Source organism: Anoxybacillus tepidamans PS2, from assembly GCF_000620165.1.
Classification (GTDB): Bacteria; Bacillota; Bacilli; order Bacillales; family Anoxybacillaceae; genus Anoxybacteroides; species Anoxybacteroides tepidamans_A.
In genome coordinates this window covers 70,657-96,699 of the sequence record NZ_JHVN01000005.1, presented here as the reverse complement: position 1 = coordinate 96,699, position 26,043 = coordinate 70,657, and the positions used below count along the sequence as shown (strand labels likewise).

Sequence of the window (26,043 nt, the reverse complement as noted above, 5' to 3'; positions counted from 1 at the left end):
GTGGAGTATAGCCATCTGTTTCCGCTTATATTATCGTTGAAAGTGGCAGCGGCGGCCACTGTGCTTGCGGCAGCGGTAGGTCTTCCGCTTGCTTACTATTTGAGTCGTTCTAACGGAAAGATTGCTGATATGATCGACACATTGACTACATTGCCAATCATTTTGCCACCTACTGTTCTTGGGTATTATTTGCTTGTGTTGCTTGGCAGGCAAAGCGGGTTAGGCAAATTTTTAGAGGAGACATTGGGGATCTCGATAGTGTTCACGCCGATAGGAGCCGTTATCGCCGCATTCGCTGTATCGGTTCCATTTTTAATTAAGTCTGCTCGCGCCGCTTTTTCTAGTGTCGAGCCGAACTTGCTACATGCTGCCCGCGTACTGGGCCGCTCTGAATGGAATATTTTTGTTGTCATCATTCTCCCTCTCTGTTGGCGCGGTGTAGCCTCTGGCCTGATGCTTGTTTTTGCGCGAGCGCTTGGGGATTTCGGCGCGACTTTAATGGTGGCAGGAAGCATTCCAAACGAAACGATGACGATGCCTGTGGCCATTTATGACGCTCTGCTTGCTGGAAACGACCGATTGGCGAATGTACTTGTCATGATTATGACAGGTGTATCCGTAGCGCTGTTATATATGATGAAACGTTTAGAGCGGCGCGTGCTTCGAGGTGAAAAATAGCTGTATGCTTTATGTTAACATCAAAAAATTTTTTCAACACTTTTCTTTAAATGTTGACTTTACAGCAGAACGAGGAATTGTTGGTATTTTAGGGCCATCTGGTTGCGGAAAAAGTTTGACATTGCAGTGCATCGCTGGTTTGCAATCCCCCGCTGAAGGGGTGATTACGTTAAACGGGCGTGTATTTTTTGATTCGAAACAGCGAATCAATATGAAAACGCAAGAGCGAAAAGTCGGGTATATGTTTCAAAACTATGCACTTTTTCCTCATTTAACGGTCAAGCAAAATGTGGCGTTCGGATTGAAGGGGAGACCGAAAGCGGAAATTGAGCGAAAAACGATAGAGATGTTACAGAAAATCGGGATGGAACATTATGAACATTATTATCCGGCACAGCTTTCCGGCGGACAGCAGCAAAGAGTTGCATTAGCGCGGACACTTATTACCGATCCGGATATTTTGCTGCTTGATGAGCCTTTCTCGGCGCTCGATTCATACTTGAAGCGCTCGCTTGAACAAGAATTTCTCTCGTTTATTAAAGAGCAATTTGCAGGCGTTGTGTTATTGATTACCCACAACATTGACGAGGCAGAACGATTATGTGATCAAATCTTGATCTATCACGAAGGGAAAGTGGTGCAGTCCGGGAAGAAAGAGGACGTATTTGCTCGACCCGCGAGTGTTCATGCTGCCAGAACGATTGGATATCAAAATTTGTTCTCTGTCGATTCGCTTAAAAAGTGTCACGATGGTGCGCTGGTGATTGTTAATGGGACTGAATTGTTTGTTAGGGCAGAGGATGTGCCCATCTCTTCAAAATTTCTAGGCATTTATGCAGAGTATGTGTTGTTTGTCGAAGATGATCGTCCGAATACATTTGATTATGAAATTGTTCAAATGAAAACGGGGACGAACTGCTTACATTTAACAGTTCAGACGAAACATCTAGCGGTGCAAGCGACAGTTGCCAAAAAAGAATGGGATCGGCTCACAAAGGACAAAACAAAATTGCATCTTCCTCCAGAGCATTTGTTTTTTTGGCAAGAATGAATCTCTCGCGCCTGCACTCCGTTTAGAGGCAGGTGGATATGTTAAATTGGCAGCCGTCTCTTTTTCTGAGGTCGTTTGCCATAATATGATCATTGATGCGAAGTATGGCAGTCGTGTTTAACAGGGCGTGCCCCCTTTTGTCTGTTTAGTGTGGTATACTGTTTTGTAATATCGCTTTGTGCGAATGCATAAGGCAACAATTTATTTTGAAAAGAGGAAACGCCATGAGCGGAGCAAAACCGATTTTCGTTGACCGATGGAACCGTCCGTTGCGTGATTTGCGCATCTCCGTGACTGATCAATGTAATTTTCGCTGCGTTTATTGCATGCCGGCGGAAATTTTTGGCCCGAATTTTCGTTTTTTGCGGGAAGACGAATTGTTAACGATTGATGAAATGGTGCTGATTGCGGAATGTTTTGCAGAACTAGGCGCAGAAAAGGTGCGAATTACAGGCGGCGAACCGCTGCTCAGAAAAGAATTGCCGCTATTTGTTGAGCGGTTGGCGGCTATTGAAGGAATACGAGATATTGCCTTAACGACAAATGGGGTGCATTTAGTCAAAATGGCAGCACGACTAAAAGAAGCAGGATTGCAGCGGGTGAACGTCAGCCTTGATGCGCTCGAGGATGAAGTATTCAAAAAAATGAACGGGGTTGGTGTCGGCGTTCAGCCGGTTTTAAAAGGAATCGCCGCTGCAAAAGCGGCTGGGCTCTCGGTCAAAGTCAATATGGTTGTGAAAAAAGGATGGAACGACTCGCAAATCATTCCGATGGCGAAATATTTTAAGGAACAGGACATTCCGCTTCGCTTCATCGAATTTATGGATGTCGGGACGTCAAACGGCTGGGATGTAGCGCAAGTGGTGACGAAAAAAGAAATATATAAACAGATTCAAACGTTCCATCCTCTCGAGCCGCTCGAACAAGCCTACTTTGGCGAGGTGGCGAGCCGCTACCGCTACGTTGGAACGAATACGGAAGTGGGATTTATTGCTTCAGTAACGGAATCATTTTGTGCAAGTTGTACAAGAGCGCGGGTTTCAGCGGATGGAACACTTTATACGTGCTTGTTTGCGTCAGAAGGAGTTTCACTAAAACATTTATTGCGACAAGGAGCGGATAAGGCGGCTGTCAAGCAATTTGTGATGGATGTATGGATGAAGCGAACAGACCGCTATTCCGAAGAAAGAACGGAGCAAACGGCGAAGACACGCAAGAAAATTGAAATGTCGTATATCGGCGGATGAACCTCCTCCACCTACACTCCATTAAGAGATGGGAGATTTCTCGGTGGATTATGTTAAATCATGCAGGATAAGACTTTTTTCAAGAAAGTGAAAGAGCAAACTACAAAAATTAAGCGGGGGAGCCATGTGGTTGAAAGAAGAACACCGATTTCAGTCATAGAAGCGATTCAAAAAGTGATGAATTTTGCCAAAGAAGGGGAAACGGAGATCATACCGCTTGAAGAAGCATATGGGAGATATTTAGCGGAAGATCTTCTAGCGGATCATGATGTGCCGCCTTTTGACCGTTCGCCATACGACGGTTTTGCGATTCGAGCGGTTGACTCTAGATCGGCAAGCCTCGATCATCCGGTGGAGTTTGAAGTCATCGAAACGATTGGGGCAGGAGAAGTAGCTAAAAAAGAAATGGGGCCGTTTCAGGCGGTGCGCATTATGACGGGGGCGCAAATTCCAAGCGGCTGCGATGCAGTGGTAATGTTTGAAGTTGCTAACGAGTATGAGCGAAATGGGAAGACGTATATGTCGATTAAGCGTTCATTCCGTCCTGGAGATAACATTTCCTTTCAAGGAGAAGACACGAAAAAAGGCGAAGTGTTGGTTGCCAAAGGGACGTTGATCAATCCGGGCGTGCAGGCGTTGTTAGCGACATTCGGCTACGCTAATGTGAAAGTCGCCAAAAAGCCGCGAATTGGAATTTTTGCGACAGGAAGCGAGTTATTGGATGTGTCGGAACCGCTTGTTCCAGGGAAAATTCGCAACAGCAACGCTTATATGATTCAAGCACAAGCGATTCGAAGCGGCGCCTCCCCTCTTTATTTCGGAAAGTTGCCGGATAATATCGACCGTTGTTTTGCTGCTATCGAGCAAGCGTTACCGGAAGTCGATTTCCTCATTACGACAGGGGGCGTTTCGGTCGGCGATTACGATTATTTACCGGCCATTTACGAGCGGCTTGGAGCGGAAGTGTTGTTTAATAAAGTAGCGATGCGGCCAGGCAGCGTGACAACAGTGGCGCAAATGCAAGGCAAGTTACTGTTTGGATTATCAGGCAACCCTTCCGCGTGCTATGTCGGATATGAGCTATTTGTCCGCCCTATCGTTCGCACCATGCTTTGCTCGCCTACGCCTCATTTATATAAAACAAAAGCGACGTTATTGGCTGATTTTCCAAAACCGAATCCTTTTACGCGCTTTGTCAGAAGCTATGTAAAGGCACAAGATGGACAACTGTATGTAATGCCAGTAGGAACGGATAAGTCCAATATCGTGACATCGTTAGCAAAAGCGAATGCATTGATGGTGCTGCCAGGCGGAACGCGCGGTTTCATGCAAGGCGATTTAGTTGACGTATGGCTGCTAGAACATGAAGAAGGAAGCGCGCTATGAACGTCTGGCAAGTTGTCGGATTTAAAAATAGCGGAAAAACGACATTCATTGAAAAATGGATTCAGAGGGCAGCAAAAGAGGGGTATAAAGTGGGAACGATCAAACACCACGGACATGGAGGATATCCCGATATCGCCTGCGCCCGAAAGGATTCAAACCGGCATCAGCAGGCAGGAGCGCTGGCTGTTTCGGTAGAAGGCGCCGGTTTCTTGCAGCTGCATGCGTTTCAGCATGAATGGACGCTTTCACAAATTTTGCAGCTTTATTCGTTTTTGCCGCTCGATTTTGTCATTGTAGAAGGATACAAATACGAGCACTATCCGAAAATTATTATGCTTCGCGATCCATCCGACTGGCAGAAACTTAGCGGACTAAAAAATATTATCGGCGTGGTCTCATGGGAAGAGTTATCACTGCCAACAGATGCGCCGTATCCTTTGTTTTCGATTGCCGATGAGGAAAGCTATTTGCAATGGATTATGAACGAGGTGAAAAACGCAGTATGAGCACATTTTTTACAATCACCGACCAACCGATTTCGCTAGAAGAGGTGGTACGAAAAGTCATTCGGCCCGAAGCCGGGGCGGTGACGACTTTCATCGGCACGGTGCGAGAGTTCACGAACGGGAAGCGAACATTGTTTTTGCAATATGAAGCGTACGTGCCGATGGCGGAAAAGATGCTAGCCCAAATTGGCGAAGAGATCAGCAAGCGGTGGCCGGAAGCGAAAGTAGCGATTACGCACCGAATTGGTAAGCTAGCTATTTCCGATGTGGCTGTAGTTATCGCTGTGTCGACGCCGCATCGGAAAGACGCCTATGAAGCGAATCAATACGCAATCGAGCGAATTAAACAAATTGTGCCGATTTGGAAAAAAGAACATTGGGAAGATGGGACGGAATGGGTCGGAAACCAGCTTGAGACAAAGGCGTACCCGACAGGCAAACCCGAAGGAGAGGATCTAATATGATCACGCTGCTTTTTTTCGCCTATTTGAAAGATGCAATTGGAACAGAGCGGCTTGACGTTGCGCATGCTCCGATGACGGTCGGACAGCTGAAGCGGCAGCTCGAGGCTGATTATAACCTCGATTTGCGACATGTGATGGTAGCAGTGAACGAAGAATATGCGCTGGAAGAGCGGACGCTGCAACAAGGCGACATTGTCGCATTCATTCCGCCGGTAAGCGGGGGATGAAGCAAAAGGAGAACGGGATGTTTAGGTGATGCTTATTCTTTTTCAGAAACTGCTAAAATAGGTGAGTGTAAAAGAATTTATATATACGGTAGTGCAGGAAGAGGGGCTTTCGTTCCCTCTTTTTTTGTTTTCTATAAAAGCATTTACTTCTCCTTTGGCCCGGCTCTTAACATATGCCTCCCACCTCTAACTGGAGCGCAGATGGGAGAGTCTCATTGGATACGATTTGCTATTTATGCCAGTGAGTTAGCTAAAAAACTGATCAAAGTATTTCTATTTGTTAACGTAAAACAGTAATAAAGGGAATTGATTTTGAATAATTATAAAAAATAATTAAATATACATTTGATTTTATTTTTATACAGTATTATAATGATAACTACATGAAATACAAACGGTCGAGGTGGCAAAGAATGAATGTTGCAATCATTGGCGCAACGGGATACGGCGGCGCAGAGCTGCTGAGATTTTTGCAGCATCATCCGTATGTGAACGAGTGTATGCTGTATTCTTCATCACAAGACGGGATCGATTTATCGCTTAGTTTCCCGCACGTCGGAGAAGGGAAAACGCTTCGAAAAATCGATATCGAACAAATTGCAGCAACAAGCGACGCTGTTTTTTTGGCGACGCCACCGGGAGTGTCAAGCGAGCTTGCGCCGTTGTTGATTGAGCGCGGCATCAAAGTCATTGATTTATCCGGTGATTTCCGTTTGAAAGACGGAACATTGTACGAAAAATGGTACAAACGACAAGCAGCGAATGACGTTTATTTAAAGCAAGCAGTGTACGGGTTGACAGAATGGAACCGAGAGCATATTAGGGAGGCACAACTTCTCTCGAATCCAGGGTGCTATCCGACCGCCACATTGCTTGGTTTAGCGCCGCTTGTAAAAAATAGATTCATTGAAGAGCAATCTATCATTGTTGATGCGAAATCAGGTGTATCAGGGGCCGGACGCCAAGCGTCGTTAAATACGCATTTTTCCGAAGTCAACGAAAGCGTCAAAATTTATAAGGTGAACGAACACCAGCATATTCCAGAAATTGAACAGATGTTAACCGAATGGAATGAACGAATTCAGCCAATCACATTCAGCACTCACTTAATCCCAATGACAAGGGGGATTATGGCGACGATTTACGCAAAAGCAAAAACAGATTTATCGCTTGAAATGCTGGTAGATTTATATAAAACAAGCTATGAAACTTCTACATTCGTCCGCATCCGGCAAGCGGGGCAATTCCCGGCAACGAAAGAAGTGTACGGTTCAAATTATTGTGATATCGGCATTGCCTATGACGAGCGCACAGGGCGGGTAACTGTCGTCTCTGTCATCGACAATTTAGTAAAAGGAGCTGCGGGCCAGTCGATTCAAAATTTCAATCTTATGATGGGATGGGATGAAACGAGCGGATTGTTATTCGCGCCTATTTATCCATAGGAAGGAGATTGTATGACGATGTTAACAAAGCAAGCAAATGACGTTGATTATATTGCGGAAGGGACGGTTGTCACGCCGAAAGGATTTAAAGCGGCGGGGGTTCATGCCGGATTGCGCTATACAAAGAAAGATTTAGGTGTCATCGTCTGCGAGGTGCCTGCTTCGTGCGCCGCCGTTTATACGCAAAGCCATTTTCAAGCAGCTCCGCTGAAAGTGACACAAGAGAGCATCGCTGCCGAACAAAAATTGCAAGCGATTATTGTCAATAGCGCTTGCGCCAATGCCTGTACAGGTGAACAAGGATTGAAAGACGCGTACGAAATGCGAGAGTTGTGCGCGGTTCAATTTGGTTTGCCGCCGCATTATGTAGCGGTTGCTTCAACGGGAGTGATCGGTGAGTTTTTGCCGATGGAGAAAATTCGCGCCGGAATCAAGGAGCTTGAGCCAAATGATTCAGCGGAAGGGGCGCACGCGTTTCAGACAGCGATTTTAACGACGGATACGGTGACGAAGCAAGCATGCTATCAGACTACTATTGATGGAAAAACCGTGACGGTTGGCGGGGCGGCCAAAGGTTCGGGCATGATCCATCCAAATATGGCGACGATGCTTGCGTTTATTACAACGGATGCGAATATTTCATCTGCTGTGCTTCAAGAGGCGCTTCGTTCGATTACCGACGTCTCGTTCAATCAAATTACGGTTGATGGTGAAACGTCGACGAACGATATGGTTGTTGTTATGGCGAGCGGATTAGCGCAAAACGATGAACTTACACCGCAACATCCGGAGTGGGCAAAGTTTTACGGTGCGCTCAAAAAAACATGCGAAGATTTAGCAAAGCAAATCGCCAAAGACGGAGAAGGAGCGACGAAGCTCATTGAAGTTCGCGTTTCAGGAGCGGCAACCGATGAGGAAGCGAAGCGCATCGCCAAAAAAATTGTTGGCTCGAACCTTGTGAAAACGGCTGTTTATGGAGCAGATGCCAACTGGGGGAGAATTATCGGGGCGATCGGCCATGCGGAGGCGACAGTGAATCCAGACTGCGTCGATGTTTCATTAGGACCGATTGCAATGCTAAAGAAAAGTGAACCGCAACCATTTTCGGAAGAAGAAGCAACGGCTTATTTGCAAAATAAAGAAATTGTGATTGATGTGAATCTTCATCTAGGCAATGGAACAGGTATCGCCTGGGGATGCGATTTGACATACGACTACGTCAAAATTAACGCGAGCTATCGCACATAAGGAGGCGGAGGGAGAGACGTGGAAGAAACGATGGTCATAAAATGCGGGGGGAGCGTATTAAGCGAACTGTCACCAGCATTCTTTAAAAGTTTGCAGGAAATGTATGATCAAGGAAAAAACATCGTCATCGTTCACGGGGGAGGCCCGGAAATCGGACAGATGTTAAAACGATTAAATGTTTCAAGTGAATTTGTGGACGGACTGCGAAAAACGACAGAAGAAGTGCTAGAAGTGGTTGAAATGATTTTAGCGGGGAAGGTAAATAAACAGCTTGTGTCGTTATTGCAGCAACACCACCTTCCAAGCGTCGGTTTTTCTGGTATTGACGCAAGGCTGTTAGAAGCAGCGCCCATTGACATTGAAAAATTAGGATATGTAGGAAACGTCATTCGCATTAATACATCGTTTCTAACGGATCTTCTTCGCTCTCGCTGCATTCCTGTCATTGCACCAATCGGTTGCGGCCGAAATGGGCAAAGATATAACATTAACGCGGATACGGCTGCAGGCGCGATCGCTCAAGCCTTGCAAGCCGAGCAGCTTCTATTTGTGACGGATGTTCCAGGCATTTTGGAGAACGGATCGCTAGTAGAGCAGGCGACAGTGGAAAAAATTGAAGCAATGATTAACAGCGGAGTCATTTCAGGCGGGATGATTCCGAAAGTGAAAGCGGCGATGGCCGCATTGTCGGATTCTTTGAGCGAAGTCATGATTGTAAGCGGGAAAATCCCGTTTTACTCTAAAGGGAACATTTACGGCACGAGCATTCGGAAAGAAGTGGGGGTTTACTAATGGGAGCGCTGTTTCCTACTTATAATCGTTGGAATATATGTGTGGAGTCGGCACAGGGGACAACAATTATCGCCAAAGACGGCAAACGATATTTAGATTTTGTGACGGGAATTGCCGTGTGCAACCTCGGGCATCGCCCTCCGGCTGTGCAGGCAGCGTTGGAGGCGCAACTCAATCGAGTGTGGCATGTGTCGAACTTATTTACAAATGAATTGCAAGAAGAAGTGGCGCAGCTTCTTGTGGAACATAGCTCAGGGGATTGCGTGTTTTTTTGCAACAGCGGGGCGGAAGCAAACGAAGCCGCATTAAAATTGGCGCGAAAACATACAGAGCGGCATAAAGTAATTACGTTTAAGCAGTCATTTCACGGCCGCACTTTTGCGACCATGTCAGCGACGGGACAGGAAAAAGTATATGGCGGATTTGGGCCGCTTTTGCCGGAATTTGTCCATCTCCCGTTTAACGATATCGATGCGTTAGAAAGCGAAATGAATGAGCAGGTTGCCGCTGTGATGCTTGAAATGGTCCAAGGAGAGGGCGGTGTGAGGCCGGTTGAAGCGCCGTTTTTACAGAAAATTGTTCAACTTTGCAACCAGTACGATGCGCTGTTGATTGTCGATGAAGTGCAAACAGGCATAGGAAGAACAGGGAAAGCATTTGCATATCAGCATTTTGGTATCGAGCCAGATATTATTACGGTTGCTAAGGGACTAGGAAGCGGTTTTCCAGTCGGAGCGATGATCGGAAAATCATTTTTGCGCGATTCATTTACGGCAGGGGTGCACGGCTCGACATTCGGGGGCAATCCGTTAGCGATGGCAGCCGCTAAAGCAACGTTGCAAGTGATTTTTCAAGAGTCGTTTTTACAAGAAGTCACAGAAAAAGGAACGTATTTTTTGCAACAACTTCAGACGGCTTTGGCGGAAAGCGAGCAAGTCAAAGAGGTGCGCGGTCTTGGTTTGCTTGTAGGAATTGAGTGCGCAAACGATGTTACAAAACTGATTCCACTTATTCATGAGAAAGGATTGCTCGTGTTAACGGCCGGTCCAAATGTGATTCGATTGTTGCCGCCGTTAACAGTGACGAAAGAAGAACTTGATGCGGCAGCAGATATATTAAAAGAAGTGCTCGCAAGCGAGAAGATCGCTACTCAATGAAAAAGCGAGGAATTTTTATTGTATTAATTGCATAAAAATTCTTTTGTTTAAATAAAAATTCATCAGTGAGGTGGCTATGATGAATGCCTATTTGCATTTGGCAAACGGTAAGACGTTTGCCGGCATTCTTGAATCTCCGCTTTCAACTCAGGAAATTTACGGGGAAGTCGTTTTTTTTACCGGAATGACCGGATATCAAGAGGTCTTAACAGATCCATCATATAAAAATCAAATTATTGTATTTACCTATCCTTTAATTGGAAATTACGGGATTAACGAGACCGATTTCGAGAGCAAAAAGCCGCATGTGCAAGCGGTCGTCGTCTATGAAGCGAGCAGCCAAGGTTATCATTACGAAGCAAAATACAGCTTAAAAGAATACTTACAGCAGTGGAATATCCCGCTGTTAAGCCATGTCGATACGCGGGCGCTCGTGAAAGAAATTCGCAATAAAGGAACAATGATCGGCTGTCTAACGAAAGACCCGTGCAACACGGTAAAGGTGCAAGATGAGCAATTTCCGGTCAGTGACGTATCTGTGAAGCAGGCAGAAACGTATGGAAGCGGCGAAACACATATCGTTTTATTCGATTTTGGTTATAAAAAATCTATTTTACAATCTCTCGTGGCAAAAGGATGCAAAGTGACTGTTGTTCCTTATAATACGCCGCCTTCGACGATTGAGGCGCTGCAACCGTCCGGCATCGTTTTATCGAACGGACCTGGGGATCCGAAACAGCTTTCAGAGTATTTGCCGGCGATTCGCATGATGATCGACCGCTACCCGACGCTTGCTATTTGTTTAGGTCATCAGCTCGTTGCCCTTTCATACGGAGCGGACACGGAAAAACTTCGTTTCGGCCACCGCGGGGCGAACCAGCCTGTCTACGATGCTTTGAAAAAGAAAGTATTAATGACTTCGCAAAATCATAGCTACGTTGTGAAGAAAGAAAGTTTAGCAGACACGCCGTTTGATATTCGCTTTACTAATGTCAACGACGGTTCCGTTGAAGGAATCGTCCATCGCAACAAACCGATTTTCTCCGTTCAATATCATCCGGAGGCGCACCCAGGACCAAGCGATACACACCACATTTTTGATGAATTTTTGCAAGTCGTAAACAAAGGAGAGAAAGTATATGCCTAAAGATACATCGCTTCATTCGATTTTAATCATCGGCTCCGGACCGATTGTGATCGGTCAGGCTGCCGAATTTGATTACTCAGGGACACAGGCGTGTATCGCTTTAAAAGAAGAAGGGTATCGCGTCATTTTAGTCAACAACAATCCAGCTACGATTATGACGGATGAAGTTCATGCTGATGCGGTTTATTTTGAACCGCTCACTATCGACAGCATTGAAAAAATTATCGCCAAAGAACGGCCCGATGGCTTGTTAGCGACATTTGGCGGACAGACAGGATTGAACTTAGCTTTTCAGCTGCACGAAGCAGGGATTTTAGAAAAGTACGGCGTTAAGCTGCTCGGCACGCCGATTGAAGCGATTAAAAAAGGGGAAGACCGCGAAGCGTTTCGCCAACTCATGTATGAACTTAACGAACCGGTCCCGGAAAGCGAAATTATTACGAATGTTGCCGATGCGATCACATTTGCAGAAAAAATTGGTTTTCCGATCATCGTTCGTCCTGCCTACACGTTAGGGGGCAGCGGCGGCGGAATTGCAGAAACGATGGAACAGTTTGTTGCCCTCGTTGAAAAAGGGTTGGCGGAAAGCCCGATTACGCAATGTTTAATCGAGCGAAGCGTCGCAGGCTATAAAGAAATTGAATATGAAGTGATGCGCGATGAAACAGATACATGTATTACCGTTTGCAATATGGAAAATGTGGACCCTGTCGGTGTCCATACCGGCGATTCCATTGTCGTTGCTCCGTCGCAAACATTAACGGATGAAGAGTACCATATATTGCGTTCGGCAGCGGTAAAAATTATTTCTGCGCTCGGTATTATCGGCGGATGCAATATTCAATTCGCGCTTGATCCATTTAGCAAAAACTATTATTTGATCGAAGTCAATCCGCGCGTCAGCCGTTCTTCGGCGCTTGCTTCGAAAGCGACAGGGTATCCGATTGCCCGCATTGCTGCAAAATTAGCCGTCGGCTATACATTAGCAGAGCTATTAAATCCGGTGACAAAAAATACGTATGCCAGCTTTGAGCCGGCGCTTGACTATGTGGTAGTTAAGTTCCCGCGCCTTCCTTTTGACAAATTTCCAAACGGGGATCGCCATCTCGGCACACAGATGAAAGCGACAGGCGAAGTAATGGCGATTGACCGCAATATGGAGCGAGCTTTTCAAAAGGCGGTTCATTCGTTAGAGGGGACCAACAACGGTTTATTTTTGCCGGAGTTGACGAAAAAGACGAACGACGAATTGAAAGAGTTATTAATTCATAAAGATGATCGCCGCTTTTTTGCGATTTTGGAACTGTTCCGCCGCGGCGAGCAGATCGAAACGGTATATGAACTAACGAAAATTGACCGTTTCTTTTTAAACAGCTTTTATCAACTAATTGTACTTGAACAGAAGGCAAAAGAAACGAATATAGCTGATGTGGATGAAATGACGCTGCGCTTATTGAAGGAAAAAGGATTTTCTGACGCGTTTTTAGCGGACGTATGGAATGTTGCTGAACGGGCAGTGAGAGAAAAACGGAAGCAACTTGGCATTATTCCTTCTTATAAGATGGTTGATACATGTGCCGCCGAATTTCACTCCGAAACAGATTATTATTATTCCACTTATTTTGGAGAAGATGAACGAAAAGCGAGCAACAAAGAAAAAGTGCTTATTATTGGCGCTGGTCCCATTCGCATTGGGCAAGGAATCGAATTTGATTATAGCTCCGTTCATAGCGTCTATGCGCTGCAAGAAGAGGGATATGAGACAGTATTAATTAACAATAACCCAGAAACGGTAAGTACGGATTTCGCGGTGGCTGACCGTCTGTATTTCGAACCGCTGACGCTCGAAGAAGTGCTCAATGTGATCGAAGCTGAACAGATTCAGAAAGTGATTGTTCAATTTGGCGGACAGACGGCGATCAACCTTGTCAAAGGATTAGAAGAAGCCAACGTGACAATTCTTGGAGTGTCCCATGATGTCATTGATCAGCTAGAAGACCGGGATCGCTTTTATCAGCTATTAGAAGAACTCGATATTCCGCATGTGCCGGGAGTGATGGCAAACGATCAACAAGAGTTAATCGAGAAAGCGGAAATGATTGGCTATCCTGTGCTGCTTCGTCCTTCATATGTGATCGGCGGAAAAGGGATGTTTATTATCAATGATGGGCAGCAACTTCGACATTTGTTACAACAGCCATTTACGTTCACGTATCCAGTGCTCATTGATGCGTATCTAAATGGAAAAGAAGCGGAAGTTGATGTCGTGGCTGATGGAACAACAGCGCTTATTCCGACCATTATTGAACATGTTGAAAAAGCAGGAGTTCATTCGGGAGACAGTTATGCTTGGCTGCCGGCACAAACGTTAACCGACGAAGAGAAAACAAAAATTCAAGTGTTTGCCCAGAAAATTGTGCAAAAGCTCGAATTTAAGGGGATCATGAACATTCAATATGTAATCGCAAACGGCGAGGTGTACGTCTTAGAAGTAAACCCTCGGGCGAGCCGAACGGTGCCGATCGTTAGCAAAACAACTGGAGTGCCTCTTGCGCAAATTGCGACAAAATTATTGCTTGGGAAATGTTTGAATGACGTAATGAATCGAACAGCGCGTTTCCCAGAAAGCATGCCTTATGTCGTTTTAAAATATCCGGTCTTTTCTATGCACAAATTGCCGGGTGTCGATCCTCTAGTCGGACCGGAAATGAAATCAACAGGAGAAGGGATTAGCATTGCGGGCACAATTGAAGAAGCAGCGGTAAAAGCCTTCCATTCATATTTATCTAAAAAGCCTAGTGCTTTTGAAATTTATATTGATACGGAATCGGCTACAATGAAACCGCTCATCGAACAAATGAAAGAGCAACAAATCAAAATCGTTAAAGATGTTGCATTCGCAGAATGGGTAAAACGGAAAGAAGCGTTGGCTTTCTTTAATCTTAAAAAAGACTCAGAAAGCGCTCAACAACGAATGCTAGCGTTGTCCCAACAACTAATGACTTTTACAGAAATTGAAACGTTTGAACTATTTTTAAAAGCGCTTAAAGCCAATGATTTCTCCGTTCTTTCGATTCAAAAATGGTTAAGCAAAAAGGAACAAATAGAGAAAGCGGGGATAAAATGAATACAATACTTACTTCTTTAAAAGGAAAGGACTTATTGACATTAGTTGATCTTTCTTCAGAAGAAATTCACCATTTATTAACATTAGCGAGTGAGTTAAAACAAAAGCAATTGTCGAAAGAAGCATATAAACCGCTTACGGGAAAAACGTTAGCAATGATCTTTGAAAAGCCATCCACTCGCACAAGAGTATCGTTTGAAGTGGGAATGGCACAGTTAGGAGGCCATGCTCTTTATCTTAACAGTAATGATTTACAGCTTGGCCGCGGGGAGACGATTGCTGATACAGCAAGAGTGTTGTCGCAATATGTGGATGCGATTATGATTCGGACATTCGCCCATAGTAAAATTGAAGAGCTTGCCCAGTATGCTTCGGTGCCGGTCATTAACGGTTTAACGGACGATGATCACCCATGCCAAGCGTTGGCGGACTTATTAACGATTTATGAAGTGAAAAAGAAGCTAAAAGGCATTAAACTTGTGTATGTGGGAGACGGCAACAATGTGGCTCATGCTTTAATGATCGCTGCTGCCAAAGTAGGAATGGATTGTGTTGTTGCTTGTCCGGTTGGTTACGAGCCGAAAGGAGAATATGTGAATGCGGCGTTGCTAGCCGCAGAACAGACCGGGGCAACGGTCAAGGTCACTCATGATCCAGTAGAAGCCGTTCAAGATGCCGATGTCATCTATACGGATGTGTGGACGAGCATGGGCCAAGAGCAAGAAAGCAAACAACGGTTAGCGGTATTTCAGCCATTCCAAGTGAATGAACAATTGGTCGAACAAGCGAAAGAAGACTACATGTTCCTTCATTGTTTGCCTGCTCATCGCGGGGAAGAGGTAACAGCGGGTGTGATTGACAGCACTCACTCGTATGTATTCGAGCAAGCTGGTAATCGCCTTCATGTGCAAAAAGCGATTTTAACATCATTATTATCATAACGAAAAACACCGGCACACATTCCGGTGTTTTTCACATATAGCACCATTATTTGCATCGATGAATAGTTAAAGGAAAGGGAATGTTAATAATGTATTTCGCTCAAGGGAGGGAACAACATGGGGCAAAGACGGCATTTTGGTCCCGGAGATAAAGCGCCGAACAATGGGACATATATTGAAATAGGAGAAACAGGCGATAACGTAAAAAACCCAAAAAAAATCAAATTAAAAGCGGGAGACACATTCCCGGAAACATCGAATCATAATCGACACTGGACATATATGAGAAAGCCGTAACGGCCTACAAAGCCATTCTCTTTGCGAGGATGGCTTTTTTCGTCAAAAAAGTGATATAATAAAAAGTAAAAGGTCAAAAAAAGTCAAAGGGCAGGTGAAAGCAATGAATATGAACAAAATGACGGAAAAAGTGCAAGAGGCGCTGCTTGCTGCCCAGGCGATTGCTAGAAAAGAGCAGCATCAAGAGCTCGATATCGAGCATCTTTTGCTTGCTTTGCTTGAACAGGAAGAAGGACTGGCAAAAAGGATGATGGCGCTCCTTCATGTCGATATTGACAAAATGAAACTTGATCTTCATGCGATCTTAAAGAAAAAGCCAGAGGTGATAGGAGCTAGCGACAAATTATACATGTCCCACCGTCTAGAGCGGCTTTTTATAAACGCCGAGAACGAAGCAAAGCAAATGGAAGATGAGTATTTATCAGTCGAACATTTGTTGTTAGCTTTTACAGAGGAGAGAAATGAGATCGGACAACTGTTGCAAAAACATAAAGTAGACCGTTCGGCACTGTTGAACGTACTACGAGAGGTAAGGGGGAATCAGCGGGTGACAACTCCAACTCCAGAAGCTACATACGAAGCGTTAAAAAAATACGGCCGTGATTTAGTAGCAGAAGCGCGTGCTGGGAAAATCGATCCCGTCATTGGCCGCGATAGCGAGATTCGCCGCGTGATTCGCATTTTATCGCGCAAAACGAAAAACAACCCCGTGTTGATTGGTGAACCGGGAGTCGGAAAAACGGCGATTGTCGAAGGATTGGCCCAACGCATCGTTCGCAAAGACGTACCGGAGGGACTTAAAGATAAAACGATTTTTGCGTTAGATATGAGCTCGTTGATTGCTGGGGCTAAATTTCGCGGCGAGTTTGAGGAACGGTTAAAAGCGGTATTAAATGAAATTAAAAAAAGCGAAGGAAAAATCATTTTATTTATTGATGAATTGCACACGATTGTCGGTGCGGGAAAAGCAGAAGGAGCGATTGATGCCGGGAACATGTTAAAACCGATGCTCGCTCGCGGGGAATTGCGTTGCATCGGTGCAACAACGCTCGATGAATATCGCCAGTACATCGAGAAGGATCCTGCACTCGAACGGCGCTTCCAACAAGTGCTTGTCGAAGAACCGAGTGTAGAGGATACGATTTCAATTTTGCGCGGATTAAAAGAGCGCTTTGAGATCCATCATGGCGTGAATATTCATGATCGCGCCCTTGTCGCCGCAGCTACGTTGTCTAACCGCTACATTTCCGAACGTTTCCTTCCAGACAAGGCCATCGATCTTGTCGATGAGGCATGCGCAATGATCCGCACTGAAATTGATTCGATGCCGTCTGAGCTTGACGAAGTCATGCGGCGCGTGATGCAGCTTGAAATTGAAGAAGCAGCGTTGCGAAAAGAAACGGATGAAGCAAGCAAGGAGCGGTTAGCGTCTTTAACAAAAGAGTTGGCTGATTTGCGCGAAAAAGCAAATAGCATGAAGGCAAAGTGGCAGCAAGAAAAAGAAGCGATCCAACACGTGAGAAATGTGCGAGAAACGCTAGAAAGGGCAAAGCGAGAATTAGAGGAGGCAGAAAGCGAATATGACTTAAATAAAGCTGCCGAACTACGGCACGGCCGCATTCCGCAGCTTGAAAAACAGCTGAAGCAGCTTGAGCAGCAAATGACTGAAACAGGGGAGGAAGGACGGCTTCTGCGCGAAGAAGTGACGGAAGAAGAAATTGCTGAAATTGTATCAAGATGGACCGGCATTCCTTTAACGAAATTAGTCGAAGGAGAGCGGGAAAAGCTGCTGCGCTTGCAGGAGTTGTTGCATGAGCGCGTTATCGGACAGGATGAAGCGGTTGAACTCGTCGCAGATGCTGTGCTCAGGGCGCGAGCCGGCATTAAAGACCCGCATCGCCCCATTGGCTCGTTTATCTTTTTAGGGCCGACAGGCGTAGGGAAAACAGAATTGGCGAAGGCGTTGGCGCAAGCGCTGTTTGATAGCGAGGAACAAATGATTCGCATCGATATGTCTGAGTATATGGAAAAACATGCGGTGTCTCGGTTAATCGGAGCTCCTCCTGGGTATGTCGGCTATGAAGAGGGGGGACAATTAACGGAAGCGGTGCGCCGAAAGCCGTATTCTGTTATTCTTCTTGATGAAATCGAAAAAGCGCATCCGGAAGTGTTTAATATTTTGCTGCAAGTGCTTGATGATGGCCGAATTACAGATTCACAAGGAAGAACCGTTGATTTTAAAAACACGGTCATTATTATGACATCTAATATTGGTTCTCATCTGTTATTAGAAGGGGTCAAAGAGGATGGAGACATTCAACCAGAAACGCGCGAGCAAGTGATTCAGCAATTACGCCTTCATTTTCGTCCGGAATTTTTGAATCGCGTTGATGATATTGTGTTATTTAAGCCGTTAACAATAAATGAAGTGAAAGGAATCGTGTCAAAGTTTGCCAAAGAACTAGGCCGCCGTTTGACGGATCGCCATATTTCTTTAACGTTATCCGAGCGGGCAAAAGAACATATCGCGGCGTCGGGGTTTGACCATATGTATGGAGCACGTCCATTAAAACGATTGATGCAAAAGCAAATTGAAACTCCGCTCGCCAAAGAAATTATCGCTGGTCGTATAAAAGACTACAGCAATGTGAAAGTCGATTATGAGAGCGGACAAATCGTGATTAAGGTTGAATAAACAAAACAAGGCTGTCTCAAAAAAGACAGCCTTGTTTTGTGTGCCGAACCGCCAAGCGTGAACCATTTTCGCAGTTCATCGGTTCATCTTCGTTTTTTCTTAATGATGGTGTTGATTTACTGGTTCGTTCGGAAGCAAGTTAGCGACGATGATGATCAACACCGTCATCACCACTCCTAATAACGCTCCTGTGGAAAATTGGTAAGAGATGCCTTGCATGGAGCCGATGACATATGTGGCCATTTGGGCTAACAGAAACGTCCAGAAAAACGTCCAGAAAAATTTCATTGTTTTCACCTCAACATTTCTTACATTCGCCTCTTATCTTATCACAAATTGCTCAAATCGAAAATGTTCTTCTTTTTTAGGCGTGTGCCTTTTCTCATTTTTTGTTTCTGCATATATTCTAATGTACAGCTATGCTCTTCTAGAAAGCAAAGGTGAAAGGATATGGCGATTCAGCAACGATTTTTCCAACTTGATGACCAATGGTGCGTTGTACATTTACCGGAGCGGCCGAATGGGTTTGCCGTTCTTCTTCTTGGTGATGTCAATCAGTATGTAACAAGTAATGTAAGTTTTTGGATGGAACATGAAGGAAGGAGACAGCTGCTTGAAGATTTACGTGAGTACGGCTATACTATCTTCTATTCTCATTTATACGGTCGACACTGGGGAAGCAAAAAATCGGTTCGCTTGGCTAAGCAATTAATTTACTATGTGTTAAAAAATGAAATATTAAACAACCGCATCTACATTTTGGCGGAAGGAATGGGGGCACTCAACGCCTTGCAGTTGTTAGAAGAGATGCACACACAAATTCGCGCGTTGGCGATGTTAACCCCTTGTATTGATTTGCGAGCGCAGCTTGAGTATGAAAAGGAGAATAAGTTTTTTTACAAGCGAATGTTGAAAGATATTGCATCTGCGTATGAACTTGATGAAACAGCAGCAGATAGAGCTATTTCGTCTTTGTCCTTTACTTTTTCGACAGTTCCTATAAAAATATGGCAGTTATCAGGGGTCACTCACTATCCTTCTTCGCTCCATTGCCGGAAGTATGAAGAGTTGGCGAAAGAAAAAAACGCCCCGGTGGAGGTTGTATATCATTTACCTGAAAAAAGATACAGCTTTGCCAAAGCAATTCATCAGTTTTATCAAGAGCATAATCACTTGTGACAAACTCCTCTATCGTTCAATTGCACGGTAGAGGAGTTTTATAAAGAGTTACATATTATTTTTTGAATAAGTCACCGAAACTATTAAACGTCTTCATAAGCGGCTTGAGCCGATTAAACGAAGAAACTAGTGTGTCAATATCTTCCATCAATTTAATAAAATCAACTCCTTGCCCAGAAGGGAGCGTGTCCGTTCGTGCGGTGTTTTCTGTTTGTTGGCGTGGAAAGTTTCCAAACATTAAACGAGAAAAACGATCAGATGCCTGCTCATGTGTCTGCTTTTGTTCCTCCATTCAAACCCTCCTTTCTCCTTATAGGTACTGTATGTTCCATAAAATAGAAATGACTAGACGTATACCATATGTAAAATATTTATATTGCACGATAAGCAAAACTTCGATAAAATTAGTACCAAGTAATAGTAATTGGTTATATAAAAATGAAGGAGATGTTCGGCATGGGTGCAGGTATTCTAGGAATTGGCCGTTATTTGCCGGAGAAGGTAGTAACAAATTTTGATTTGGAGAAAATGATGGATACATCCGATGAATGGATTCGGACACGAACAGGAATTGAAGAGCGCAGAATTGCTCCTGATGATTTAGATACATCAGACATGGCTTATTTTGCTGCTCAAAAAGCATTAGAAGATGCGGGCATTTCGGCATCAGACATAGATTTAATTTTAGTAGCTACGGTGACGCCAGATCGTCCATTCCCGTCGGTTGCTTGCATGCTGCAAGAACGACTAGGAGCGACGAAAGCAGCAGCGCTTGATATTAGCGCAGCTTGTGCTGGATTTATGTACGGTATGGTGACAGCTAAACAGTTTATTGAAAATGGTGCATATCGTCACATATTAGTAATTGGTGCGGAAAAACTATCAAAGATTATCAATTGGAAAGACCGTAACACTGCTGTTTTATTCGGTGACGGCGCAGGGGCGGTCGTCATGGGACCTGTTTCCGAAGGACGCGGTATTTTGTCATTTGAATTAGGCGCTGATGGGTCAGGAGGAAAACACTTATATCAAGACGAATATGTTATTATGAATGGTAGAGAAGTATTCAAATTTGCGGTTCGCCAAATGGGAGAATCGTGCATTAACGTGCTCGAGAAAGCGGGCTTGTCAAAACAGGATGTCGATTTCCTAATTCCGCATCAAGCCAACATTCGGATTGTTGAAGCAGCTAGACAACGTCTAGAGTTACCGGAAGAGAAAATGTCTACTACAGTTAAAAAATATGGAAATACGTCTGCAGCCTCCATCCCAATCTCGATTGTCGAAGAACTAGAGGCAGGAAAAATTAAAGATGGTGATCTTGTTATTATGGTTGGTTTTGGCGGCGGCTTAACTTGGGGAGCAATCGCTTTGCGATGGGGCCGTTAAGTAATGACGATAAATGCTCTTTGACTACAAAAAGAAGGAGAGGCAAAAAATGAAGAAGAGAAGAGTCGTTGTCACGGGTCTTGGAGCAGTGACTCCACTTGGAAATGATGTTGAAACAACATGGAAACGCTTAATTGCTGGTGAAAATGGAATCGGGCCGCTTACTCGCGTGAATCCTGATGATTTTCCAGCAAAAGTCGCGGCTGAATTAAAAGATTTTAATCCAGAAAATTATATGGACAAACGCGAAGCGCGAAAAATGGATCGCTTTACGCAATATGCGGTTGCTGCTTCGCTTATGGCCGTAAAAGATGCGAACTTAACCATTACGGAAGAAAATGCGCCGCGAATCGGGGTGTGGATCGGTTCAGGAATCGGCGGAATGGAAACGTTTGAACAGCAGTTTGAAACTTTCCAGCAGCGCGGTTATCGCCGGGTAAGCCCGTTTTTCGTTCCAATGATGATTCCGGATATGGCGGCTGGTCAAGTATCGATTGTATTAGGGGCAAAAGGAATTAACTCTTGCACGGTCACAGCGTGCGCAACAGGGGCAAACTCCATTGGTGACGCGTTCAAGGTGATCGAGCGCGGCGATGCCGACGTCATGATCACAGGCGGAACAGAAGCACCGATTACGAAAATGTCGCTAGCCGGCTTTTGTGCGAATACAGCGCTATCTACGAACCCTGATCCAGATAAGGCAAGCCGCCCATTTGATAAAAACCGTGACGGTTTTGTAATGGGTGAGGGCGCTGGCATTCTCGTACTCGAGGAATTGGAACACGCTTTAAAACGGGGAGCGCGCATTTATGCTGAAATCGTCGGCTATGGGGCGACAGGTGATGCGTATCACATTACAGCACCGGCTCCGGGGGGCGAAGGCGGTGTACGGGCGATGCGTCAAGCGTTGGCTGATGCGGGAATGAAGCCAGAAGAAATCGACTACATTAATGCTCATGGAACGAGCACGGAATATAATGACAAATACGAAACGATGGCGATCAAAGAAGTATTTGGCGACCATGCGTATAAGCTAGCTGTCAGCTCGACAAAATCGATGACAGGACACTTGTTAGGGGCGGCTGGCGCAGTAGAAGCGATTTTCTCAGTGCTGGCAATTACCGATGGTGTAATCCCACCGACGATTCATTATGAAACACCGGACCCAGAATGCGATCTTGACTATGTGCCAAATGTGGCAAGACGCCAGGAAGTGCGTGCCGTGCTTAGCAACTCTCTTGGATTTGGCGGGCACAATGCTACGCTTATTTTCAAAAAATATACGGAGTAATCAACAAGGCGATTTCACTTTTAGTGGGATCGCCTTTTCATCACCTCTTTTTCTTTAGCGGCATACGATAAGAAAATAAAGAAAAGAGGTGAGTGGAATATGCCGGTCATTCGTACAGATGAATGGATGAAGAAGGAGAAGCCAACTGAAATATGCGAACGGCTTGTTTTTTATTTTGAAAATGCGAATGCGCGCGATATTTACCTTCATCTTATTCATCATGGTATGCACTCCTTATCGCATGACGTCACTAAAACGATAGAGGAAATGAAACGAAAGGGAATTTGGGAACGAGCGGACGCTATTTATCAAGAGCTGCAAAAACGCTGGAACGGTCCAGATGTTCCGATTTTTATTTTTCCGGCGGATTCTCGAAATCGAAAGCTAGCTCGAGATTTTAATAGCAAGGGAGGCCTTGCATACTCAGATAAGCTATTTTTATTTTTACTACCACATCATCAACTAAAAGAGATCGAAGCGGTATTGACACATGAATACAACCATGTTTGCCGCCTAGCCAAACAGCCAAAGAAAGAAAACACCTTGCTTGACGCCATTGTTCTTGAAGGATTGGCAGAGCAAGCAGTTGGGAAGTATGTTGGAGAGGCGCACCAGGCAAAATGGATCAACTATTATTCAGAAGAGGAGTTACGTAAATTTTGGAAACAATACCTTGCTCGCTACCAGTCGATTCGGCAGTCGCATTCGTTGCATAACCGTCTTCTTTACGGTCTCGGTTTATATCCTCCCATGCTTGGATACGCGACAGGTTACGGGATGGTCGGAGCCGCTATGGAAGAGGAGGGGGACATTCTAAAATTATTGGCAATGCCTTCGGAGCGAGTTTTGCAACTTTCGCGATTTGATGAGTAAATAGTCATCAGCGTTTGTCGCCGCACATATATCTAGAAGTAAGATGGACAAGGCGACGGAGGAAGAAGATGCGCATATTTAGTTATTTAATGGGATTTGGTTTTTCGATTATTGGGGGAGTCACAGCTATTGCCTATTTAAATCTCATCACACCGGAACGGGGATGGAATGACTACTTTCGATTCATCAGTACGCGAATCGAATGTTATTTGTTTCCTCTAGGCGTTATTATCATGTGGATTAGTTTATATTTTCCGTCCCAAGAAGAGTAATGGATAAAAAAGGCTGCAATGGAATAAAATAATTCCCCTCTGCCTATAATGATGGACAAATAGCTTTTGAAGTGAGGGGTATCTGTATGTTATATCTTCATGACATTTGGGTGAATTGGTTCGAAGGTGAAGAGAACGGGTATAATGTTTGCCATTTTCATGAATGGAGAAAGGACGATCAGGTGGAACTGCTTGATCAAGTTCCGTTGTTGAAAGTATCTTCTGCTTTGTTTTACTATATCGAAAACAGTCTATCAGAAATTCCGCAGCCTCTTCTTGATGATGTCTATCAAAAGGCGTATGTACGAAAAAATCATGAACGAATTCAGCTTGACTATTGTTTTGTCGTAACCGACGGGCACGGAATTCTTGCTGTCGATACGATTGGTTACAACATCCCGATCCGAAAAAGCCGGCTTATTCCAAGACAAGAACAGCTTGTTTATGAAATGGTTGCCGAACAACAAGAGGAAGCATATCCACTTCCTTCGTACGAAAAAGAATATCACATTTTGTCTCCATCGCCTGAGTTGATGAACGGATTGACGCGCAAAGAGCGTCAGTTAAAGCAGTTGTTGTTTATGGCGCTTGATCAGCTGCATTCAACCAAAAATGTGGCAGAAATTCGTTACTGGTATACAGAATGGGCGCCGCATAAATATCCGATCATTCAAGAGATGCCGTTTGAAGAAGCATGGCAGTGTCTATATGAAGAAACGAAATATGGCTGGTCTGAAAAACACGTGCAATTATGCGAAAAAATGATTAAAGGGCAGCCGTTTTTTGAAAAGCTGTGGGAAATGGAGCAAGAGCCAAAGGTGAATTAAAACTTAAAAAAGCATGACTTAGCGTTTTTCTGCTAAGACGAAAAAGACGGGGACAGAGTAGGAACAGGCCTAGTCCCCCTACTTTATAGAACATTCCATTAGCGTTCATGTTCGGAGGAAATATGTTAAAAAGCAAGCCACAATTGGCTTGCTTTTTTCGCTAGTGTTTATTTTCGTTTTCGGCTCAATCCCATTGCGTTTTCCATTTTTTTGAGCATTTCACTTGCGACTTTGTTCGCTTTTTCTGCACCTTCATCGAGCACTCGATCAAGCAAGTCGCTTTCCATTAAGTTGTAGTATTTTTCTTGAATCGGTGCAAGTGTGTCAATGACCACTTGGGCGAGATCGGCTTTAAACTCTCCATAGCCTTTTCCTGCATATTCTTGTTCTAATTGTTCAATCGATTTATTTGCTAAAATTGAATAAATATTCAGCAGGTTAGCAATTCCCGGTTTCGTCTCTTTATCGTATCGGACTGTGCCTTCTGAATCAGTTACCGCACTTTTTATTTTCTTTTCAATTGTTTTTGCCTCATCTAGCAGCGTGATAAACGCTTTTTGGTTAGGGTCGGACTTGCTCATTTTCTTCGCCGGATCCGCCAACGACATAATACGCGCCCCGATTTTTGGAATGCGTGCTTCCGGGATTGTAAAGATGTCGCCATATCGCTTATTAAATCGCTCAGCCAAGTCGCGGGTTAGTTCAATATGTTGTTTTTGATCCTCACCGACTGGAACAATATCTGTTTTGTAAAGGAGAATGTCGGCAGCCATGAGCGGCGGATATGTCAGCAATCCTGCGCTAACCGCCTCTTTTCCAGCTGATTTATCCTTAAACTGTGTCATTCGCTCCAACTCGCCGATATATGCGAGACATTGTAAAATCCATCCCGCTTGCGCATGGGCCGGAACCTCCGATTGAATAAACAAAGTCGCTTTGTCTGGATCGATGCCGACCGCTAGGTAAAGGGCCGCCAGACTGCGAATGTTTTTTCGAAGTTCTTTTGGATCTTGTGGAACCGTGATGGCATGCTGGTTCACGATACAAAAATAACATTGGTATTCATGCTGCAGTTCTACAAACTGCCTCATCGCCCCGATATAGTTGCCGAGAGTGATGACGCCACTTGGTTGAATGCCAGAAAAAATCGTTTTCATAAAATCACTCCTTTTTAAATTTTATTTAATTAAATAAAAAAGGCCTTATCTCCCTATCATTTAGGGACGATAAGACCGCGTTGCCACCCTAGTTATTGTACCATACGTACAATCACTCTAATCCATGCATTTTTGCATGGCACCTTTGTAACGCAAGGCGTACGTCCGAAGCCTACTTAACTCGTTCAGCTTGGATGCTCGAAAGCCCATTCCATATTGCTAGCCGCTTGTTCCCACCAGCCACAAGCTCTCTGAAGGCATCACAATATGTACTATTCTTTCTCATCGCATATTTTTATGATGTTTGTACTTGCGCTTTATTATAGATGAAGGATGCTATTTGTGCAAGATCCATAAATAAAACATAATTTTTGCAAAAATGCGCTAAAAGAATCGAACGATATGGAATATTTTATGATAGACTATCTTAATATTTTTAGATAAAAAATTATTTTAAAAAAGAGAATTCATTCAATATTGAAATTTAGCTAAAAAACTTAAGTAGTTTGTGGGGGATGGCATGATAGTAAAAGAATAAAAATGTAAGCGCTTTAAATATTTATTCTTTAAATTTTTTTGTTGGTTTTTGTTAATTTTTTTCATTTACATTTATCAAAAAAAACTATAAAATGCTAATTGGCTCAAAA

General features: G+C 44.3%; 25 protein-coding genes and 1 other annotated feature. Of the genes, 22 read left to right on the top strand and 3 right to left on the bottom strand.

What is annotated here, in order from left to right; translation table 11 throughout:
• The 16 genes from modB (at position 1) to clpB (ending at position 18,408) form a co-directional block, all read left to right on the top strand.
• Positions 1-678, top strand: coding sequence for a molybdate ABC transporter permease subunit (modB, locus tag N667_RS0107175; protein ID WP_027408951.1), 678 nt, complete (start codon positions 1-3; stop codon positions 676-678).
• A gap of 4 nt (positions 679-682) precedes the next feature.
• On the top strand, positions 683-1,729 hold the full coding sequence (locus N667_RS0107170; RefSeq protein ID WP_027408950.1) for a sulfate/molybdate ABC transporter ATP-binding protein: 1,047 nt from the start codon (positions 683-685) through the stop codon (positions 1,727-1,729).
• Between the two features lie 224 nt (positions 1,730-1,953).
• On the top strand, positions 1,954-2,976 hold the full coding sequence (moaA, locus tag N667_RS0107165) for a GTP 3',8-cyclase MoaA (RefSeq protein ID WP_027408949.1): 1,023 nt from the start codon (positions 1,954-1,956) through the stop codon (positions 2,974-2,976).
• Positions 2,977-3,102: 126 nt separating this feature from the next.
• Positions 3,103-4,362: a gephyrin-like molybdotransferase Glp gene (glp, locus tag N667_RS0107160; protein WP_027408948.1), complete on the top strand. Its 1,260-nt coding sequence runs from the start codon at positions 3,103-3,105 to the stop codon at positions 4,360-4,362.
• The gene (gene mobB / locus N667_RS0107155) at positions 4,359-4,868 is read left to right on the top strand and encodes a molybdopterin-guanine dinucleotide biosynthesis protein B (protein WP_027408947.1); all 510 of its coding nucleotides are present in this window, start codon (positions 4,359-4,361) and stop codon (positions 4,866-4,868) included. Before glp ends, mobB begins: the two co-directional genes overlap by 4 nt.
• A complete protein-coding gene (locus tag N667_RS0107150; RefSeq protein WP_027408946.1) occupies positions 4,865-5,332 on the top strand; it encodes a molybdenum cofactor biosynthesis protein MoaE in 468 nt (155 codons plus the stop codon). Before mobB ends, N667_RS0107150 begins: the two co-directional genes overlap by 4 nt.
• Entirely contained in the window at positions 5,329-5,559 is a 231-nt protein-coding gene (gene moaD, locus N667_RS0107145) for a molybdopterin converting factor subunit 1 (protein WP_027408945.1), read from the top strand. Before N667_RS0107150 ends, moaD begins: the two co-directional genes overlap by 4 nt.
• A gap of 413 nt (positions 5,560-5,972) precedes the next feature.
• Positions 5,973-7,004 carry an N-acetyl-gamma-glutamyl-phosphate reductase gene (gene argC, locus N667_RS0107140; RefSeq protein WP_027408944.1) on the top strand — a complete coding sequence of 344 codons (1,032 nt, stop codon included), beginning with the start codon at positions 5,973-5,975 and terminating at the stop codon, positions 7,002-7,004.
• Positions 7,005-7,016: 12 nt separating this feature from the next.
• A complete protein-coding gene (gene argJ, locus N667_RS0107135) occupies positions 7,017-8,252 on the top strand; it encodes a bifunctional ornithine acetyltransferase/N-acetylglutamate synthase (RefSeq protein ID WP_027408943.1) in 1,236 nt (411 codons plus the stop codon).
• Positions 8,253-8,270: 18 nt separating this feature from the next.
• Positions 8,271-9,044 carry an acetylglutamate kinase gene (gene argB, locus N667_RS0107130; RefSeq protein WP_027408942.1) on the top strand — a complete coding sequence of 258 codons (774 nt, stop codon included), beginning with the start codon at positions 8,271-8,273 and terminating at the stop codon, positions 9,042-9,044.
• Complete coding sequence (locus N667_RS0107125) at positions 9,044-10,201, top strand: acetylornithine transaminase (RefSeq protein ID WP_027408941.1); 1,158 nt, start codon at positions 9,044-9,046, stop codon at positions 10,199-10,201. The genes argB and N667_RS0107125 overlap by 1 nt, the downstream gene beginning before the upstream one ends.
• Before the next feature lie 79 nt (positions 10,202-10,280).
• Positions 10,281-11,348 carry a carbamoyl phosphate synthase small subunit gene (locus N667_RS0107120; RefSeq protein ID WP_027408940.1) on the top strand — a complete coding sequence of 356 codons (1,068 nt, stop codon included), beginning with the start codon at positions 10,281-10,283 and terminating at the stop codon, positions 11,346-11,348.
• Positions 11,341-14,475, top strand: a complete 3,135-nt coding sequence (locus N667_RS0107115) for a carbamoyl phosphate synthase large subunit (RefSeq protein ID WP_027408939.1) — start codon at positions 11,341-11,343, stop codon at positions 14,473-14,475. Before N667_RS0107120 ends, N667_RS0107115 begins: the two co-directional genes overlap by 8 nt.
• Positions 14,472-15,416, top strand: a complete 945-nt coding sequence (gene argF, locus N667_RS0107110; RefSeq protein WP_027408938.1) for an ornithine carbamoyltransferase — start codon at positions 14,472-14,474, stop codon at positions 15,414-15,416. The genes N667_RS0107115 and argF overlap by 4 nt, the downstream gene beginning before the upstream one ends.
• A gap of 117 nt (positions 15,417-15,533) precedes the next feature.
• Positions 15,534-15,713 carry a YjzC family protein gene (locus N667_RS0107105; RefSeq protein WP_027408937.1) on the top strand — a complete coding sequence of 60 codons (180 nt, stop codon included), beginning with the start codon at positions 15,534-15,536 and terminating at the stop codon, positions 15,711-15,713.
• Between the two features lie 103 nt (positions 15,714-15,816).
• Entirely contained in the window at positions 15,817-18,408 is a 2,592-nt protein-coding gene (gene clpB, locus N667_RS0107100) for an ATP-dependent chaperone ClpB (protein ID WP_027408936.1), read from the top strand.
• Positions 18,409-18,507: 99 nt separating this feature from the next.
• On the opposite strand, the gene N667_RS0107095 is transcribed toward clpB, so the two are convergent.
• Positions 18,508-18,696: a DUF2929 family protein gene (locus N667_RS0107095; protein ID WP_027408935.1), complete on the bottom strand. Its 189-nt coding sequence runs from the start codon at positions 18,694-18,696 to the stop codon at positions 18,508-18,510.
• A gap of 162 nt (positions 18,697-18,858) precedes the next feature.
• On the opposite strand from N667_RS0107095, the gene N667_RS0107090 reads away from it, so the two are divergent.
• Positions 18,859-19,587 carry a hypothetical protein gene (locus N667_RS0107090; protein ID WP_027408934.1) on the top strand — a complete coding sequence of 243 codons (729 nt, stop codon included), beginning with the start codon at positions 18,859-18,861 and terminating at the stop codon, positions 19,585-19,587.
• 55 nt (positions 19,588-19,642) lie between these two features.
• Here the strand turns inward: N667_RS0107090 and N667_RS0107085 are convergent, their stop codons facing one another.
• The gene (locus N667_RS0107085) at positions 19,643-19,879 is read right to left on the bottom strand and encodes a hypothetical protein (RefSeq protein WP_027408933.1); all 237 of its coding nucleotides are present in this window, start codon (positions 19,877-19,879) and stop codon (positions 19,643-19,645) included.
• Positions 19,880-20,043: 164 nt separating this feature from the next.
• Between N667_RS0107085 and N667_RS0107080 the strand changes: the two genes are divergently transcribed.
• The 5 genes from N667_RS0107080 to N667_RS0107060 all read left to right on the top strand — a co-directional run bounded on the left by N667_RS0107080 (position 20,044) and on the right by N667_RS0107060 (position 24,239).
• Positions 20,044-20,976, top strand: a complete 933-nt coding sequence (locus tag N667_RS0107080) for a beta-ketoacyl-ACP synthase III (protein ID WP_027408932.1) — start codon at positions 20,044-20,046, stop codon at positions 20,974-20,976.
• A gap of 49 nt (positions 20,977-21,025) precedes the next feature.
• Positions 21,026-22,267, top strand: coding sequence for a beta-ketoacyl-ACP synthase II (gene fabF / locus N667_RS0107075; RefSeq protein WP_027408931.1), 1,242 nt, complete (start codon positions 21,026-21,028; stop codon positions 22,265-22,267).
• Positions 22,268-22,366: 99 nt separating this feature from the next.
• Positions 22,367-23,140: a DUF2268 domain-containing protein gene (locus N667_RS0107070; RefSeq protein ID WP_027408930.1), complete on the top strand. Its 774-nt coding sequence runs from the start codon at positions 22,367-22,369 to the stop codon at positions 23,138-23,140.
• Positions 23,141-23,208: 68 nt separating this feature from the next.
• Positions 23,209-23,412 carry a hypothetical protein gene (locus tag N667_RS0107065; protein ID WP_027408929.1) on the top strand — a complete coding sequence of 68 codons (204 nt, stop codon included), beginning with the start codon at positions 23,209-23,211 and terminating at the stop codon, positions 23,410-23,412.
• A gap of 86 nt (positions 23,413-23,498) precedes the next feature.
• Positions 23,499-24,239 (top strand): YjbA family protein, encoded by a 741-nt coding sequence (locus N667_RS0107060; RefSeq protein ID WP_027408928.1) that lies wholly within the window; start codon positions 23,499-23,501, stop codon positions 24,237-24,239.
• Between the two features lie 167 nt (positions 24,240-24,406).
• Here the strand turns inward: N667_RS0107060 and trpS are convergent, their stop codons facing one another.
• Positions 24,407-25,396 carry a tryptophan--tRNA ligase gene (gene trpS, locus N667_RS0107055; RefSeq protein ID WP_027408927.1) on the bottom strand — a complete coding sequence of 330 codons (990 nt, stop codon included), beginning with the start codon at positions 25,394-25,396 and terminating at the stop codon, positions 24,407-24,409.
• A gap of 59 nt (positions 25,397-25,455) precedes the next feature.
• Positions 25,456-25,691 (bottom strand) — a binding site (T-box leader).
• Positions 25,692-26,043: the final 352 nt, after the last annotated feature.

What these genes read in the sequence shown, in the direction of transcription:
- N667_RS0107085 (WP_027408933.1), bottom strand. Translation starts at nt 19,879, where the DNA reads ATGGAGGAACAAAAGCAGACACATGAGCAGGCATCTGATCGTTTTTCT.
- N667_RS0107150 (WP_027408946.1), top strand. Translation starts at nt 4,865, where the DNA reads ATGAGCACATTTTTTACAATCACCGACCAACCGATTTCGCTAGAAGAG.
- moaA (WP_027408949.1), top strand. Translation starts at nt 1,954, where the DNA reads ATGAGCGGAGCAAAACCGATTTTCGTTGACCGATGGAACCGTCCGTTG.
- N667_RS0107060 (WP_027408928.1), top strand. Translation starts at nt 23,499, where the DNA reads ATGTTATATCTTCATGACATTTGGGTGAATTGGTTCGAAGGTGAAGAG.
- trpS (WP_027408927.1), bottom strand. Translation starts at nt 25,396, where the DNA reads ATGAAAACGATTTTTTCTGGCATTCAACCAAGTGGCGTCATCACTCTC.
- N667_RS0107065 (WP_027408929.1), top strand. Translation starts at nt 23,209, where the DNA reads ATGCGCATATTTAGTTATTTAATGGGATTTGGTTTTTCGATTATTGGG.
- mobB (WP_027408947.1), top strand. Translation starts at nt 4,359, where the DNA reads ATGAACGTCTGGCAAGTTGTCGGATTTAAAAATAGCGGAAAAACGACA.
- N667_RS0107090 (WP_027408934.1), top strand. Translation starts at nt 18,859, where the DNA reads ATGGCGATTCAGCAACGATTTTTCCAACTTGATGACCAATGGTGCGTT.
- N667_RS0107080 (WP_027408932.1), top strand. Translation starts at nt 20,044, where the DNA reads ATGGGTGCAGGTATTCTAGGAATTGGCCGTTATTTGCCGGAGAAGGTA.
- N667_RS0107095 (WP_027408935.1), bottom strand. Translation starts at nt 18,696, where the DNA reads ATGAAATTTTTCTGGACGTTTTTCTGGACGTTTCTGTTAGCCCAAATG.
- clpB (WP_027408936.1), top strand. Translation starts at nt 15,817, where the DNA reads ATGAATATGAACAAAATGACGGAAAAAGTGCAAGAGGCGCTGCTTGCT.
- N667_RS0107115 (WP_027408939.1), top strand. Translation starts at nt 11,341, where the DNA reads ATGCCTAAAGATACATCGCTTCATTCGATTTTAATCATCGGCTCCGGA.
- N667_RS0107105 (WP_027408937.1), top strand. Translation starts at nt 15,534, where the DNA reads ATGGGGCAAAGACGGCATTTTGGTCCCGGAGATAAAGCGCCGAACAAT.
- fabF (WP_027408931.1), top strand. Translation starts at nt 21,026, where the DNA reads ATGAAGAAGAGAAGAGTCGTTGTCACGGGTCTTGGAGCAGTGACTCCA.
- N667_RS0107120 (WP_027408940.1), top strand. Translation starts at nt 10,281, where the DNA reads ATGAATGCCTATTTGCATTTGGCAAACGGTAAGACGTTTGCCGGCATT.
- N667_RS0107170 (WP_027408950.1), top strand. Translation starts at nt 683, where the DNA reads ATGCTTTATGTTAACATCAAAAAATTTTTTCAACACTTTTCTTTAAAT.
- N667_RS0107125 (WP_027408941.1), top strand. Translation starts at nt 9,044, where the DNA reads ATGGGAGCGCTGTTTCCTACTTATAATCGTTGGAATATATGTGTGGAG.
- moaD (WP_027408945.1), top strand. Translation starts at nt 5,329, where the DNA reads ATGATCACGCTGCTTTTTTTCGCCTATTTGAAAGATGCAATTGGAACA.
- argC (WP_027408944.1), top strand. Translation starts at nt 5,973, where the DNA reads ATGAATGTTGCAATCATTGGCGCAACGGGATACGGCGGCGCAGAGCTG.
- argJ (WP_027408943.1), top strand. Translation starts at nt 7,017, where the DNA reads ATGACGATGTTAACAAAGCAAGCAAATGACGTTGATTATATTGCGGAA.
- N667_RS0107070 (WP_027408930.1), top strand. Translation starts at nt 22,367, where the DNA reads ATGCCGGTCATTCGTACAGATGAATGGATGAAGAAGGAGAAGCCAACT.
- argF (WP_027408938.1), top strand. Translation starts at nt 14,472, where the DNA reads ATGAATACAATACTTACTTCTTTAAAAGGAAAGGACTTATTGACATTA.